This window comes from Halarchaeum nitratireducens (genome assembly GCF_014647155.1).
Lineage (GTDB): Archaea > Halobacteriota > Halobacteria > Halobacteriales > Halobacteriaceae > Halarchaeum > Halarchaeum nitratireducens.
On the sequence record NZ_BMOQ01000003.1, the window covers coordinates 291,513 to 305,205 of the forward strand.

A 13,693-nucleotide genomic window follows, 5' to 3' on the forward strand; every position below is an offset into this window, starting at 1 on the left:
CCACCTCACTCGAACCCGAACGTCTCCGTCTCAGCTCCGCCGAGGGCGTCCTCGACGGCCGCCCGGACCTCCGCCAGCGGCGGTTGATCGCGCGCCGGATCGATGGGGTGGTCGCCGACCCACCGATAGCGGATCGTCCGGTCCGTTCCGAGGAAGAAGACGGAGCGCTTCGCGCGCCGGAAGAGGCCGAACGTCCGGTAGTCGACGCCGAACGCCTCGGCGAGGTCGAGGTCCCGGTCGGCGTACAGCGCGAAGCTGAGGTCGAGGTAATCGATGAACCACCGGTGTGTCGCCGCGTGCGATCGCGAGACGCCGACGACCTGTACGCGCTCGTCGTTTGCGAACCAGCCGTAGTCGCGGAAGGAACACCACTCCGCCATGCAGTCGGGGCTGAAGTCGTTCGTGTAGAAGGCGAGGATCGTCGGCCGGTCGTCGGTCAGCGACGAGAGCGAGACGTCCGCCGTGCTCCCGTCCGGGCGGACGAGCGGGGCGGTCACGTCCGGCGCGACGTCACCCACGGCGAGCGGCTGGCTCATTGGCCCGACACAGGGCGTCGTCGCCCAAGTGCGTTCCGGCGCTCGGCGGACTCCGAAGCCCCTTTGCTCGCCGCCCCCCTCCCCACGAGCATGTCTCTCAACGTCGGCGCACACGTCTCCATCGCGGGCTCGAAGACCTCGGGCGATCCCGAATCCCCGCCCGGTGACGGCATCGAGAACGCCGTCTGGCGCCAGCGGAACGTCGGTGGCACCTGCGGGCAGATCTTCACGCACTCCCCGCAGGTCTGGCAGTCGCCGGACGTCGACGCCGACGAGGCCGCGGCGTTCCGCACGGCCAGCGAGGAGCACGACGTCGGCCCGTGGGTCGTCCACACCTCCTACCTCGTCAACCTCTGCACGCCCAAGGAGGACCTCCGCGAGAAGTCCCGCACCGCGATGCAAGAGGAGGTCGACGCCGCCCACGCGCTCGGGATCCCCTACGTGAACGTCCACCTCGGCGCGCACACCGGCGCGGGCGTCGAGCGGGGCCTCGAAAACGCCGCCGGCGTCATCGACTCCCTCGACGTCCCCGACGACGTCACGATCCTCATCGAGTCCGACGCGGGCAGCGGCACGAAGCTCGGCGGCGACTTCGAGCACCTCGCCACCGTCCTCGACCTCGCCGACACGCACCTCGACATCTGCCTCGACACCGCCCACGCCTTCGCCGCGGGCTACGACCTCTCGACCCCCGAGGGCGTCGAGGCCACCCTCGCCGAACTCGACGACGTCGTCGGCCTCGATCGTCTGCAGTACGTCCACCTCAACGACTCGAAACACGAGTGTGGCACCAACAAGGACGAACACGCCCACATCGGGGACGGCTACATCGGTGACGACGGCTTCGAGGCGTTCCTGAACCACGACGCGATCCGCGACGTCCCGCTCGCCTTGGAGACGCCGACGGAGGACGGACGCTCCTACCCGTGGAACATCGAGCACGTTCGAGAGCTGCGTGACGGCGACCGGTAGAGGGCCGTCGCGACTCGACGAGCGCGCGGTCCGACTCTCCGCCGACTCGGGGAGCGTCCCGTCGTCGAGCAGTAAGCGTTTCTTCCCTCCCGTACTTACGCCCTCGCAGTGAGACGGTTCTCCGCCGACTACCTGACGGCCACCCGTCGCGGGATGTGGGACGATCGGTCGGCGCTCGCGCCGCTCGCCCTCGACTCGCGGACCCGCATCCTCGACGTCGGGTGTGGCACGGGCGAGTTGACGCGCGTCCTCCGCGAGGAGAGCGACGCCGAGGTGGTCGCCGTCGACGCCGACTGCGCGCTCCTCGCCGAGGCCGAGGCCGACGCGCGCGCGATGGGCGACGCGACGCGCCTCCCATTCCGCGACGACGCCTTCGACCTCGTCGTCTGCCAGGCGCTCCTGATCAATCTCCCGGACCCCCGGCGCGCGATCGAGGAGTTCGCGCGCGTCTCCGCGGATCTGGTCGCCTGCGTCGAACCCGACAACGCCGGGGTCGTCGTGGAGTCGAGCGTCGCGGCCGAGGCCCCGCTGGCGAAGCGCGCACGCGACACCTACATCGCGGGCGTCGAGACGGACGTCACGCTCGGATCGAGCGCGACCGCGCTCCTCCGCGAGGCCGGTCTTTCGGACGTCGAGGGTCGCCGGTACGAACACGAGCGCACCGTCCAACCGCCGTACGACGCGCCGGCGCTCGACGCCGCGAAGGCGAAGGCCGCGGGCACCCGGATCGAGGAGCAAGCGCCGACGCTCCGCCGCGGCGGCCTCTCGCGGACCGACGTCGACGACCTCAAAAGCGAGTGGAAGGCCATGGGACGCGACGTCGTCGACGCGATGGCCGCCGGAGAGTACGAGCGCCGCGCCGTCGTCCCCTTCTACGTCGTCGCGGGGCGGGTCGAGGCGAGCGACGCCACCCGCGTCGACGGAGACGGACACGGAGACGACGCGGAGCGACCGACGGATGACGGACCGGTGGAGAGAACGACGGATGGCGGACGCGCCGACGATGCCGAGCGCGCGAGCGAGGCGCGCGACGTGACGGAGACCGACGTCGGACGCGACGCCACCGACGCGCCCGAGCGCTGAACGGACAGCGGGCAAGAACGGCGCTCACACGACGTCGCCGCGCACCGTCGCGCCGTCCCGTTGCGCCTCGTAGGCGCGCATCGCCTCGGCGGCCGTCGCGGCCTCGTCGCCGTCGAAGCCGAGCATCCCGAGGGCGTCTTCGAGCGTCGGGAAGGCGAGCGCGCCCGCGCGGAGTTCGTCGAGCGTCTCGTCGTCGCGGCGGCCCTCCGCATAGAGGCAGACGCCCCGCGGGTCGATCACCTGCTCGTAGCGCCCGCTCTCCCGCGCGCCGTCCGCGCGCTGTGTGACGTTGCGCTCGAAGCCCGTATTACACACTTCCAGGTGCACGGGTTCGCCCTCGGGGAGGAGCTGTGCGGCGAGACACCTCTCCGGGGCGACGTAGCCGCTGTCGTCCGTGCGTACCCACTCGGGGTGTTCGCGCGCCCACTCGGCGTCGACGGTGCGGCCGATCCCCTCCACGCCGTACTCGGCGTCGAGGTCCGGGGCGGGCTCGCCCCCGAGGAGGAGGTCCTTCGTGACGTACACGTCGAGGCGGGTGAGCGGGTCCTTCCCGAGCGCGACCTCGCCGTACACCCAACACTCGGTGACGGGGACGGGGAGGTCGCCGTCGCTCACCGCATCGAGGACGGCCTCGACGCGATCCAGCGCGGCGTCGCGGTCCATACCCGCTCGACGTGCTCGCGCCACAACGCGTTTTCCCTCCGGCCCCGGGTCACTCGCCGCCGGCGACGAGGTGCGAGCGGACGTAGCTGTCGATCGCCTCTCTGGTGTGCGCGACGGTGTCGCCGTCCCCGAAGAGCACGCTCCGCGAGCGCGCACCGTCGATCATCACGAGGATCGTCTCGGCGGCGCGCTCGGGATCGACGTCCCGGAACGCGCCCGTCTCGATTCCCTCGGCGATCGTGTCGGCGAGCAGCGTGACGAGCCGGCGATCGTTCGCCGTGAACGCCTCTTGATACGCCTCGACGTACGGGACCTGCGAGCGGAATTCGAGCATCGCTATCTGGAACTCCTCGGACTTCTCGGGCCCCGAGAGGAGGATGTCGACGAGGGTGGTGAGTCGCTCGCGCGGGTCGTCGCTGTCGTCCGTCTCCTCGACCTTCGTGAGAAAGCCGTCGAGGAGGTAGTCGAGGAACGCTACCAACAGCTCCTCTTTCGTGTCGTAGTGGTAGTGGATGAGCGACTTCGACTTCGAGAACTCGTCGGCGATGGCCTGCATCGTCAGGTCCGCGTACCCGTGTTCGCACAGCGCTCGGTACGTCGCCTCCATGATGGCCGTCTGCGTCTCCGAGCGTTCCGCTCCCATATCCTCGCCCATTGCTTGACTAATCGATTAATCAAACACGAAAGCGTATCGGTTCCCGCCGTCTTCCGTGCCCGCCCGCGTCTCCGCAACGGTCAAACGCGCGCGTCGACAACGGGGACGCGATGGAGTGCACGAAGTGCGACCGCGAGGCGGTCATGCACGCGGCGTACTCGGGGAATCACCTGTGCGAACGTCACTTCCGCGAGTCCGTCGAGCGCCGCGTCCGCCGCCGCGTCCGCGAGGACGACCTCCTGTCGAGCTCGGCGACGCCCGCGGACCCCCAGACGTGGCTGATCGGCCTCTCCGGCGGGAAGGACTCGGTCGTGCTCACGCAGATCCTCCACGAGACGTTCGCCGACGACCCCCGCGTCGAGCTCGTCGCGCTCACCGTCCACGAGGGGATCGCCGGCTACCGGGACAAGAGCGTCGACGCCTGCGAGGCGCTCACCGACGAACTCGACATCGACCACGAGATCGTCTCGTACGCTGAGGAGTTCGACGTCGAGATGGACGACGTCGTCGACTCCGACCCGGAGAACATGGCCGCCTGCGCCTACTGCGGCGTCTTCCGACGCGATCTCCTCTCCACGTACGCGCAGGGGTACGAGGCGGACAAACTCCTCACCGGCCACAACCTCGACGACGAGGCCGAGACCGCGCTGATGAACGTCCTCGAAGGGAACGTCGAGCAGATGGCGAAGCACTTCGACGCCTCGCTGGGCCCCTTCGACGAGCGCAACGCCCAGGGCGGGATGACGCCGCGCGCGAAGCCGCTGCGCGACGTCCCCGAGAAGGAGGTCGCCCTCTACGCCCAACTGCGCGACCTCCCCGTCCACATGGCCGAGTGCCCGCATTCGAGCGAGGCGTTCCGGGGCGAGATCCAGGACCTCCTCCTCTCCCTGGAGGAGGCCCACCCGGGCACCCGACACAGCATCATGGCCGGCTACGAGGAGCTGGCCGCGATGGCCGCCGACCGCTACCGGAGCGCGGGGAGCGAATCCGACCTCGACGAGTGCGCGTCGTGCGGCGCGCCGACGACGCGCGAGATCTGTCGCAAGTGTTACCTCGTCGAGGCCGTCCACGCCGCGGACTGACGTGACGGTCGCGCGTCCGACGTGTAAGACGCGCGTGCGCCGCTGGCCGTCGACGAGCGCACGCAAAAAGGGACGTGTGGTGAAACGGCGTCAGCGGATGACGTCGAGGCCGTTGTTCTGTTCGAGCTCGCTCTGCCCGCCGTCGCTGTGCGCGCCCTCCCACTCGGACCCGCCGCTGTCGTCGGCCTCGAAGCCCTGCAGTTCCGCGCGGGACTTATCGGCCTGCTTCTGCGTGGACGGACCGAGCACCTGCGCGGACTGGACGCCGGTCATGATCGCCATGACGCGGACCTTGCCCTTGTAGTTGTCCTGGATACGCGCGCCCCAGATGACGTTCGCGGAGTTATCGAGGCGCTCGGTGATGTTGTCCGCGATGCCCTCGGCCTCTTTGAGCGTGAGGTCCGGTCCACCGGTGATGTGGACGAGCCCGCCCGACGCGCCGCGGTAGTCGACGTCGAGGAGCGGGTGGCTCATCGCGTCCTTCACGACCTCGTCGGTCTTGTTCTTGTCCTGCGTCTCGCCGACGAGCATCACCGCGACGCCGCCCTGGTTCATGATCGCGGTCATGTCGGCGTAGTCGAGGTTGATGAGCGAGGGTTGGGTGATCGTCTCCGAGATCCCTTTGACGGTCTCCGCGATGATCTGGTCCATCACGGAGAACGCCTTGCCGATCGGGAGGTTCGGGACGTAGTCGAGGAGTCGGTTGTTGTCGAGGACGATGATGGAGTCCGCCTCGTCGCGGAGCTTCTCCAGTCCTTCCTCGGCTTTCACCGTGCGGGCGCGCTCGACGTTGAACGGCGTCGAGACCATCCCGACGACGATGGCGCCCTGTTCTTTGGCGATCTTGGAGACGACGGGCGCCGCGCCGGTGCCCGTCCCGCCGCCCATGCCCGCGGTGACGAAGACGAGGTCGGCGTCGCCGAGGACCTCCTTGATCGTGCCCTGGGCCATCTCGGTGGCGCGCTCGCCCATCGAGGGGTCCCCACCCGCACCGAGGCCGTTCGTCAGGGATTTCCCGACGAGGATCTTCGTGTCGGCCTCGATCATCTGCAGGTGCTGTTTGTCGGTGTTGATGGCGACGGTGTCCGCGCCCTCGACCCCGATGTTGTACAGCCGATTGACCGTGTTGTTCCCGGCGCCGCCACAGCCGATGATGACGATTCGGGGATCCCCGAACTCGCTGTCATCGCTGTCGACGTCGCTCAGGTCCCGCTGTTCTGCCTCGGCGTTTTCGAGGGCGTCGTTGACGATATCTTGCATCTCTTACACCTTCGCCCAGCTGCGCTTTTCGTTCGACTTCGAGTCGGTCTGTTCATCTAGCATCTCGCGGACCGCCGAGCGGATGGCCTCCGAGCGATTCGGGTACTTCCCGAGCTCGACCATCTCCTCGACCTCCTCGATCTGCTGCTTCGGAATCCGGAGTGTCACACGCTCCATTGTTGATCTTCCCCTGCAAGACGGACGGTCCTTCGGTGTCTTACACAGCATCCCGAACCGGGCGCACCGACGCGGACCCGGCCGATCTACCGTAAGACCTCCGTCTTACGTACGCACAACGACAACGGACCTGCATAAATAGTTAATGGCTGTGTAAACGATTGTGTCTTACCGATCGAGGACGTCGCCCGCCATCGTCCGACGCCCGCAGTCCGGGCAGAACGCCCAATCCGAGCGGAGGTCCGCGCCGCACTCGCACGCCGGCCGTCCGGCCGCCCGCTCCCCGCAGTTCGGGCAGAACGAGTGCGCCGCCGCCAGCTCCTCGCCGCACTGTGGACACGTTCGCGCGTCCGACTCCGCCGCGCCCGCCGCGTCCGACACGGACTTCGAGCCGTCGTCGGTCCTGCGCACGCCCCCGCGTGCGCGTTCGCTCGCCGTCGCGGGCGCGTCCGACATCTCGCCGACGTTCACGTTCACGGTCACGTCGCCGTCGTCCCCCTTGCGGTGACGCGCGACCCGCTCGTCCACCCGTTCGTCGATCCGCGCGTCGAGCAGCGCGTCGAGACTTCCCGACCCCGCGTCCGACGTCGCCTCGCCCGGGTCGTCGTCAAGGTACGCCCGGAGCGCGCGGCGCATCACCTCGCTCTTCGACGCATCGAGCGCCTCGACGCGCTCGACGAGGTCCGCGTCGGCCCGGAACGTGATCTTCGACATGCGATATCGGGTCGTACGACGCCCGCCCATTTGAAACTACACCCTGACACCGGTGGCGAATGAGAAGTCTTAAATTCGTACCGCGGCCTACGTTTCGATGCGCCCGCCCTTAGCTCAGACTGGTAGAGCAGCCGACTGTAGATCGGCTTGCCCCCCGTTCAAATCGGGGAGGGCGGATCCTCCTTCCCGTCGATTCCACGCAGAAGTGGAAACGCCGTAAACTTCCCGTAGGTGGCCCTTTGGCGTCTGTTTATCTATCTTCGACGAGCACCCGAAACGGTGAGTCGAACGGGAGACCTGTCGGGTCAATCATTTCCTCTCATTCGACGCAGACGGCGTCAAACCGTTGACGAGTGGTAATTTTTCACTCTCTGCATACCGAAGTATTATCCTCGGTGGGGCGAAACCGTCCCGGTGCAGTGATCCTGGTTGCCGGTCCGGACGCGTCTCTCGTCGCTGGGTTCGACGAGCGGTGCGTCCACGTCGAGTCGCTCGCTGCCGTACCGGAGCGCGTTCCGGGTGGAACGCTGCTCCTCTTGGACCCGGACGCCGTCGCCGCCTCCCGCGAGTTCGTGCGGACGGTCCGGGAGCGCGCCGACGGATCGCTCGCCGTCGTCGCCGTCGCGGGGTCGGACGCCTTCGACGCGTCCGCGTACGACGGCGTCCTCGCGCCGGACGCCGGTGAGGCGACGGTCCGCCGGATCGTCGATCGTGCGCGCCGGATCGCGGCGTACCGAAACGCGGTCGCGGCCCTCTACGAGGCCGAGCGCGGTGAGGGGATCACGGCGGCGCGCGAACGCGCGATGGACCGCTTCGCCGCCCTCCCCGACGACCTCGACGACGACGACGTCGCCGCGATCCTCCGGCCGGACTGACGCGCCCGTATTCCCCGGTATCGGGTGCGCGACGCCGCTTCGCTCACGCACCGTCGAGCCGCGGGACGGTGACGGTGACTTCGGTCCCGGTCGGGTCCCGATCGTTGAACTCCGTCCGACCGTCGGCGATCTCCGTGCCCCAGCGGACGATCCAGAGGCCGAGCCCACTCCCGTGTCGAAGCGCGCTCTCGCCGCCGTCGCGGATGACGTCGGTCTCCTGGGCGTCGATCCCGGGGCCGTCGTCGGCGATGACGACCGTGACGTCGTCGGCGTCGGCGCGGGTCTCGATCATCACGGTGCGTTCGTCGCCCTCGTTGTGCGTCGCGGCGTTCTCGATCAGGTTGTCGAAGACGGCGGCGAGGACGCTCGCGACCGCGATGTGATCGGCGGGCCGATCGTACGACACGTCGATGTCGGGGTACGACTCGCGGACGGCCTCGACGCACTCGTCGAGGATGACGGCGAGCGGTCGGGCGGTGTGCGTCCCGCGCGTCCGCTCGAAGAGCTCGACGGCCTGTCGGCCCTTCTCGCCGACCGCTTCGATGCGCTCGGCGCGCTCTTGGACGATCCGGCTGGCGTCGCCGTCAGCGAAGCGCTCGGCGTAGCCGTGGATGACGTTCGTCTCCGTGCGGATGTTGTGACGCAGGATGCGGTTGAGCACCTCCAGGCGCTGGCGCTGTCTGACGTACGTGCTGACGTCGTGGAACGTGACGATGGAGCCGATGTGGCGGTCGTGGACGTCGGTTACGTCCGTGACCGCTGCGTCGTACGTCCGCCCGTCGTCGTCGCCGAGCCGCAGGTGTCCGGCCGTGCTTTCGTCGCGTAGGTGGTCGTACTCGGGGACGATCCGCTCGACGGGCTCGCCGAGCACCGCCCCCCGCGGAATGCCGAGGGCGTCGATCGCGTAGCCGTTCGCGTCGACGACGTGCCCGTCCGTGTCGAGGACGATCGCGCCCTCGCGCATCCCGTCGAAGACGAGCCTGCGGGCGCGACGCCGCGGTGCGGGGTTCGTTTCGAGGAGCTGATAGCGGGTGATCGCGCCGAGGTAGGCGACGCCGGAGACGGCGAAGGCGATCGGCGTCGGGTCGACGCCCCCCGTCCCGAAGGCGCCGAGGAGGAAGCCGACGTTCGTCACCCACGGGGCGGCCAGTCCGATCAGGAGCGTGATGCCCTGCCCGCGGAAGGCGATCGCGTCGCTCGTGACGAGTTCGACGATCGCCGCGACGCCGAAGAGCCCGAGGAGGTACGTGTAGCCCGCGACGACGGCGTACCACGGTCCGCCCTGCTCGAAGTGGACGACGTCGCCCGGCCCGGTGGTGTACGACTCGACGACGAGCAGGTCGTGGCCGCCGAACGCGGCGAGCACCACCGTGATCGCGGGCACGATGGCGAGCGCCGCGACGTACGGCGCGCGTAGATAGCGATCCCGGCCGGTGTATTCGAGCGCGAAGCAGAGCCACGCCACGGGGACGCAGACAACGCCGATCCACCCGAGCTGCAGCCACTGGAGCTTCGCGGGGATCGTGTCGGCTTGGAGGCGAAAGACGATGCACGTAGACCACCACGCCTGTGCGGCGAGGAGCGCGACGAGCGGTAACGCCCCCGGCTTGGGCCGCTCCCGCCACGCGAGGATCGCGGCCCCCGTCCCGACGGCGATCGAGACGAGCAGGAGCGTGGTGAGCAACACAGTATTACGGCCGGAGATAAGCCACCACACCCATATGAATCAACCGCCGACGGGCGAGAAATAAACGTTTCAGTCAGGCAACTGGACGCGGTGTCAGCGCCTGACTCAGAACCCGACCGCGCCGAGCACGACGACGACGGCCACGACGAGGAGGTGTTTCGCCTCGCCGGCGATGGCGAGTCGCCCGTACCGTTCGGTCCGCCCGACGAACCACGCGAGACAGAGCGCGTAGGCGAGTCCGACGAGGATCCCGACGGTCATCGCCGCGTCGAGGACGCCCGCGTAGAACGCGAGCGCGATCCCCGCGACGAGGCAGAGATCGAGCGCGTAGAGGACGTGTCGAGTGCGGCGAACGCCGAAGACGACGGGGAGCGTCGAGACGCCGTTCGCGGCGTCGCCCTCCCGATCACGGAGGTTCGGGATCTCCGTGTTGACGAAGGTGTCGAGGAAGAAGTAGCCGAAGATGACGGCGGCCGTCGGCGTGAACGCCCGGTCCGCGTAGGCGAGCGGGAGGCAGACGACGCAGACCGCCCACGCGAGCGCGACGACCGCGGAGTTGACGACGAGGATCTCCTTCAGCCGACTGAAGTACCGGCCGAGCGACGGGAGCCAGTCGGAGGCGTAGAGGATCCAGAACGCGCCCGGGATGAGCGCGATGGCGAGCGCCGTCGGCCCGCCGAGGATCGAGAGGGCGACGGCGAGTCCGTACGCCGCCGCGGTCCCGATCGAGAACAGCCGGCGGTAGCGCGTGACGAACGCCGCCCGCTCCGGGCTCGTCGCGGCGTCCGCCTCCGCGTCAGCGATCCGATCGCCGACGTACACGGCGAACGTGAGCAGCGCGATGACGAGCGGCGCCGGACTCAGGGGGAGCGAGAGCGCGATCATCGTCGTGGCGACTTCGACCCCGGCGATGAACACGAGATACGCCGAACTGTACACCAGCGCGTTTTTCGCTCGCACCCCGTACGCAAAGAGGGCCGCGAGCGTGCTGTACACCGATCGTGTGCCGTCCCACGCGAGAGACGGGCTGTCGGTTTGACTTGACATGTCGTTCGCGTGGCGACCGCGACGAGCGACCCCGCCACGGCCGCCACCGGACAGAGGAGAGCCACGAGCGTCAAACGCCGGCCTGACGCGTGCGGTCCGGGGCGCTGGCCGCCGTGTCTCCCCTCGATCCACCCGCACCGCCGTCGTCCCGACCCGTCGCCGGCGCGCCACTCCCGCCGTGACCGACGGCGACGACCGAGACGCCGGAATTCGGGTTTTCACGCCCGCACACGCCGACCAGCGTCCTTTTACGCGCCGGCGTCGGAGAGGTAGCAAATGGTCGAAGCGTTCGCCGTCGCCAGCGGCAAGGGCGGCACGGGGAAGACGACGAGCACGCTCGCGCTCGGGCTGGCGCTCGCCGAGACGTACGACGTGACGGTCGTCGACGCCGACACCGGGATGGCGAACCTCCTCTTCCACGCCGGCCTGGACGACGCCGACGTCACCCTCCACGATCTCCTGCTCGGCGAGCGCGACATCCCGGTCGCCGACGCGTGTTACGAGCGCTTCGGGCTCACCGTCGTCCCCTGCGGCACAGACCTCGCGGGATTCCGCGAGGCCGATCCCACGCGCCTGCACGACGTCATCGCCGAACTCGCCGCCGACACCGACGTCCTCCTCCTCGATTCGCCGGCGGCGCTCGACTCCGCCGCCTCCGTCCTCCCCATCGTCCTCGCTGATCGCGTCGTCCTCGTCACGCAGCCGACGGATCTGGCACTCTCTGTCGCTCTCAAGGTCCAGGAGTACGCGATGTCGTACGGGACGGGGGTCGCCGGCGTCCTCTTCACCGAGGTCGGGCCCGCCGACGCCATCGAACGCATCACCCCGAAGGCTGAACGCTACTTCGAGGGGCCGATCATCGGCGCGGTCCCGGACGACGACGCCGCCCGTGCCGCCCGTCGCGCCGGCCAACCCCTCCTCGCCTACGCCCCCGACAGCCCCGCCGCGGCCGCGTACCGCGACGCCGCGGCCGCGATCGACGTCGATGGGGGCGAGGTCGACGCGCTCGCCGATCGCTTCCGCAGCGCTGTCATCCCCGACCCAGTCAAACCGATAGACAGCAACCGATTATAAGACTCATAGTGCCTCCATTTCGGCCCTCTCCCGTTCATAATCCGCGTCCATCTCCAGAAGAATCCCCCGTGAAGATGCGTATGGAGATGAGTGACGCGACGGCGCGGACTGAGCGAATGCCCGAATACGTCGGAGACGAGGTTCCCCGGGGTGTTGGGTCTGCTCGACTCGTGTCGCGATCCGGAGTGTGTTCCCGATAGCGGTTCGTATGTGTTCTTCGATGCTCGTGAGTGCGACTGTGCACGCCCGCTCGTCTGCATCCGTGAGTGGCAGGTCACTGTCGGGATCACCGCGCGAGAGCGTCGTCGCCTCCTCGGGCGTCGGCGCGACCGCTCGTGCGCCCGCGACAGTGAGCGCCGTCTCGTCGAGGAGGAAGACACTCCCGGCCTCGCTCGCGTCCACGACGAGCGGTCGTGTGGTGGTATTCGGCTGGAGGCGACACGGTGCGTCGATACGGCGCTCACGGATCGCGTCGAACAGCACTGTCCTCGCGTCGCCCGTATAGATCGTCGCACCGTTCTATCGGAAATATATGTTCCAGTTGTGGCTAATATGGAAGTAGAATAGCTGTCGGCGAGGATACTCTCACGTGGGAGGAGAGACGACGAGTAGCCGACGACCCTTTCCGCTAAAAGGAGTGGTTTCACGGCCGTTGGTGCTGCTCGTACCACCGGGATGCGTCTCTCGCCCTAATCGTCCGCGGGGCTCTCGGCCTCCGGCGGGACGCCGAGCGGTTCCTTCGGGGTGATCGGCTCGCCGGACTCCTTGCCCTGTGCGGCGAGCGCCATGCTGCCGAGGACCTCGATGATGAGGCGGTTGGCGAGGCCGGAGGTGATGCCGCCGTTGTAGGAGTTGGTGTCGCTCGTGTCGTAGGCGGGCGAGACCTCGACGACGTCGAAGCCGAAGGCCTCGGGGTCGAGCTCCTTCACGCACTCTCGGACCATGTAGATCGCCTCGCGGGGAATGAGGCCGCCGGGCTCGGGTTCGCCGGTACCGGGCGCGTACGCGGGCTCCATGACGTCGACGTCGAAGGAGATCCAGACGGCGTCCGTGCCGTCGGTCGCGCGGCGGACGGCGTCCGCGACGATCTCGGAGAGGTCCATCGCGGCGACGTCGTCGGCGGTGTACCACTTCATGCCGGCGTCGCGCATGTCGCGGTAGGTGTCGGGACCCGGCCAGAAGCCGCGCGGTCCGATGAGCGTGTAGTTCTCGCCGGCCATGATGCCCTCGTCGTAGACCCGTTTGACCCACGCGCCGTGATCGTACTCGAAGCCGGTGAGACCGTCGTCGCCCGTGTCCGCGTGACAGTCGAAGTGAATGAGGCCGATGTCCTCGTAGCCGTTGGCCTCCGCCCACCCCTTGATGTCGGGGTAGCTGATCGAGTGGTCGCCGCCGATGACGACGGGCGTCGCCTGCTCGCTGATCTCCGCGACGGCGTCCTCGATGTTCAACTGGCTCCCTCGGGTGTCGCCCGGCGAGACGGTCGCGTCGCCGGTGTCCGCGACGCTGAAGTGATCGAAGGGGTCGACGCCGGTCTCGATGTTGAAGTGCTCGTAGGGCGGCGAGGGGACGGTGGAGGCCGCGCGGACCGCACGCGGGCCGTAGCGCGTCCCCGGCCGGATCGTCGTCGCGGTGTCGAGCGGCGCGCCGAGGATGCCGACGTCGACGTCCTCCTCGTCGAGCGCGTCTCGATCGACCTCGGGGAGCTTCAGGAACGAGGGGATGCCGCTGAAGATCGGTTCGTTCGCCTCCTTGTGCGCCTCGCCGTAGATGTCCTCTCCGTCGCGTTCGTTTTCCGTCATTGTGTGTCTTTCTCCGTTCCACGCACCGTATCGTGCGCTTCCTTCGACGATATCTCCTTTTCTATC

General features: G+C 68.5%; 14 protein-coding genes, 1 tRNA gene and 1 pseudogene. 6 read left to right on the top strand and 10 right to left on the bottom strand.

Features of this window, described 5'->3' with window-relative positions:
* Positions 1 to 5: 5 nt before the first annotated feature.
* Positions 6 to 536, bottom strand: a complete 531-nt coding sequence (locus IEX91_RS06075) for a redoxin domain-containing protein (RefSeq protein WP_188877728.1) — start codon at positions 534 to 536, stop codon at positions 6 to 8.
* Positions 537 to 626: 90 nt separating this feature from the next.
* Between IEX91_RS06075 and IEX91_RS06080 the strand changes: the two genes are divergently transcribed.
* On the top strand, positions 627 to 1,508 hold the full coding sequence (locus IEX91_RS06080) for a deoxyribonuclease IV (RefSeq protein WP_188877729.1): 882 nt from the start codon (positions 627 to 629) through the stop codon (positions 1,506 to 1,508).
* Between the two features lie 108 nt (positions 1,509 to 1,616).
* Positions 1,617 to 2,402, top strand: a pseudogene (locus IEX91_RS06085) (class I SAM-dependent methyltransferase); the annotation flags it as partial.
* Positions 2,403 to 2,615: 213 nt separating this feature from the next.
* On the opposite strand, the gene IEX91_RS06090 reads toward IEX91_RS06085, so the two are convergent.
* Together IEX91_RS06090 and IEX91_RS06095 are read right to left on the bottom strand one after the other, a co-directional pair.
* A complete protein-coding gene (locus tag IEX91_RS06090; protein WP_188877731.1) occupies positions 2,616 to 3,254 on the bottom strand; it encodes a DUF7095 family protein in 639 nt (212 codons plus the stop codon).
* Between the two features lie 49 nt (positions 3,255 to 3,303).
* On the bottom strand, positions 3,304 to 3,909 hold the full coding sequence (locus tag IEX91_RS06095; RefSeq protein WP_229772802.1) for a TetR/AcrR family transcriptional regulator: 606 nt from the start codon (positions 3,907 to 3,909) through the stop codon (positions 3,304 to 3,306).
* A gap of 110 nt (positions 3,910 to 4,019) precedes the next feature.
* On the opposite strand from IEX91_RS06095, the gene ncsA reads away from it, so the two are divergent.
* On the top strand, positions 4,020 to 4,991 hold the full coding sequence (gene ncsA, locus IEX91_RS06100; RefSeq protein ID WP_188877732.1) for a tRNA 2-thiolation protein NcsA: 972 nt from the start codon (positions 4,020 to 4,022) through the stop codon (positions 4,989 to 4,991).
* A gap of 90 nt (positions 4,992 to 5,081) precedes the next feature.
* Here ncsA and ftsZ read toward each other — a convergent pair whose 3' ends face one another.
* From ftsZ to IEX91_RS06115, 3 genes are all read right to left on the bottom strand, one after another.
* Positions 5,082 to 6,251, bottom strand: coding sequence for a cell division protein FtsZ (ftsZ, locus tag IEX91_RS06105; RefSeq protein ID WP_188877734.1), 1,170 nt, complete (start codon positions 6,249 to 6,251; stop codon positions 5,082 to 5,084).
* 3 nt (positions 6,252 to 6,254) lie between these two features.
* Positions 6,255 to 6,428 (bottom strand): ribbon-helix-helix domain-containing protein, encoded by a 174-nt coding sequence (locus IEX91_RS06110; protein ID WP_188877735.1) that lies wholly within the window; start codon positions 6,426 to 6,428, stop codon positions 6,255 to 6,257.
* A 168-nt stretch (positions 6,429 to 6,596) separates the two neighbouring features.
* Positions 6,597 to 7,142, bottom strand: a complete 546-nt coding sequence (locus tag IEX91_RS06115) for a double zinc ribbon domain-containing protein (protein ID WP_188877736.1) — start codon at positions 7,140 to 7,142, stop codon at positions 6,597 to 6,599.
* A 103-nt stretch (positions 7,143 to 7,245) separates the two neighbouring features.
* On the opposite strand from IEX91_RS06115, the gene IEX91_RS06120 reads away from it, so the two are divergent.
* Both IEX91_RS06120 and IEX91_RS06125 read left to right on the top strand, forming a co-directional pair.
* A tRNA-Tyr gene (locus IEX91_RS06120) sits at positions 7,246 to 7,319 on the top strand.
* A 242-nt stretch (positions 7,320 to 7,561) separates the two neighbouring features.
* Complete coding sequence (locus tag IEX91_RS06125) at positions 7,562 to 8,017, top strand: hypothetical protein (protein WP_188877737.1); 456 nt, start codon at positions 7,562 to 7,564, stop codon at positions 8,015 to 8,017.
* 43 nt (positions 8,018 to 8,060) lie between these two features.
* Here IEX91_RS06125 and IEX91_RS06130 read toward each other — a convergent pair whose 3' ends face one another.
* Positions 8,061 to 9,704 (bottom strand): histidine kinase N-terminal 7TM domain-containing protein, encoded by a 1,644-nt coding sequence (locus IEX91_RS06130; protein WP_229772803.1) that lies wholly within the window; start codon positions 9,702 to 9,704, stop codon positions 8,061 to 8,063.
* A gap of 105 nt (positions 9,705 to 9,809) precedes the next feature.
* Positions 9,810 to 10,751: a UbiA family prenyltransferase gene (locus IEX91_RS06135; protein WP_188877738.1), complete on the bottom strand. Its 942-nt coding sequence runs from the start codon at positions 10,749 to 10,751 to the stop codon at positions 9,810 to 9,812.
* Positions 10,752 to 11,027: 276 nt separating this feature from the next.
* Here IEX91_RS06135 and IEX91_RS06140 point away from each other — a divergent pair, with 276 nt between their 5' ends.
* Entirely contained in the window at positions 11,028 to 11,825 is a 798-nt protein-coding gene (locus tag IEX91_RS06140) for a nucleotide-binding protein (protein WP_188877739.1), read from the top strand.
* 3 nt (positions 11,826 to 11,828) lie between these two features.
* Here IEX91_RS06140 and IEX91_RS06145 read toward each other — a convergent pair whose 3' ends face one another.
* Together IEX91_RS06145 and IEX91_RS06150 are read right to left on the bottom strand one after the other, a co-directional pair.
* Positions 11,829 to 12,227, bottom strand: a complete 399-nt coding sequence (locus IEX91_RS06145; RefSeq protein WP_229772804.1) for a hypothetical protein — start codon at positions 12,225 to 12,227, stop codon at positions 11,829 to 11,831.
* A 287-nt stretch (positions 12,228 to 12,514) separates the two neighbouring features.
* Positions 12,515 to 13,627, bottom strand: a complete 1,113-nt coding sequence (locus IEX91_RS06150; protein WP_188877741.1) for an agmatinase family protein — start codon at positions 13,625 to 13,627, stop codon at positions 12,515 to 12,517.
* Positions 13,628 to 13,693 lie beyond the last annotated feature (66 nt).

What these genes read in the sequence shown, in the direction of transcription:
- IEX91_RS06075 (WP_188877728.1), bottom strand. Translation starts at nt 536, where the DNA reads ATGAGCCAGCCGCTCGCCGTGGGTGACGTCGCGCCGGACGTGACCGCC.
- IEX91_RS06080 (WP_188877729.1), top strand. Translation starts at nt 627, where the DNA reads ATGTCTCTCAACGTCGGCGCACACGTCTCCATCGCGGGCTCGAAGACC.
- IEX91_RS06090 (WP_188877731.1), bottom strand. Translation starts at nt 3,254, where the DNA reads ATGGACCGCGACGCCGCGCTGGATCGCGTCGAGGCCGTCCTCGATGCG.
- IEX91_RS06095 (WP_229772802.1), bottom strand. Translation starts at nt 3,909, where the DNA reads ATGGGCGAGGATATGGGAGCGGAACGCTCGGAGACGCAGACGGCCATC.
- ncsA (WP_188877732.1), top strand. Translation starts at nt 4,020, where the DNA reads ATGGAGTGCACGAAGTGCGACCGCGAGGCGGTCATGCACGCGGCGTAC.
- ftsZ (WP_188877734.1), bottom strand. Translation starts at nt 6,251, where the DNA reads ATGCAAGATATCGTCAACGACGCCCTCGAAAACGCCGAGGCAGAACAG.
- IEX91_RS06110 (WP_188877735.1), bottom strand. Translation starts at nt 6,428, where the DNA reads ATGGAGCGTGTGACACTCCGGATTCCGAAGCAGCAGATCGAGGAGGTC.
- IEX91_RS06115 (WP_188877736.1), bottom strand. Translation starts at nt 7,142, where the DNA reads ATGTCGAAGATCACGTTCCGGGCCGACGCGGACCTCGTCGAGCGCGTC.
- IEX91_RS06135 (WP_188877738.1), bottom strand. Translation starts at nt 10,751, where the DNA reads ATGTCAAGTCAAACCGACAGCCCGTCTCTCGCGTGGGACGGCACACGA.
- IEX91_RS06140 (WP_188877739.1), top strand. Translation starts at nt 11,028, where the DNA reads ATGGTCGAAGCGTTCGCCGTCGCCAGCGGCAAGGGCGGCACGGGGAAG.
- IEX91_RS06150 (WP_188877741.1), bottom strand. Translation starts at nt 13,627, where the DNA reads ATGACGGAAAACGAACGCGACGGAGAGGACATCTACGGCGAGGCGCAC.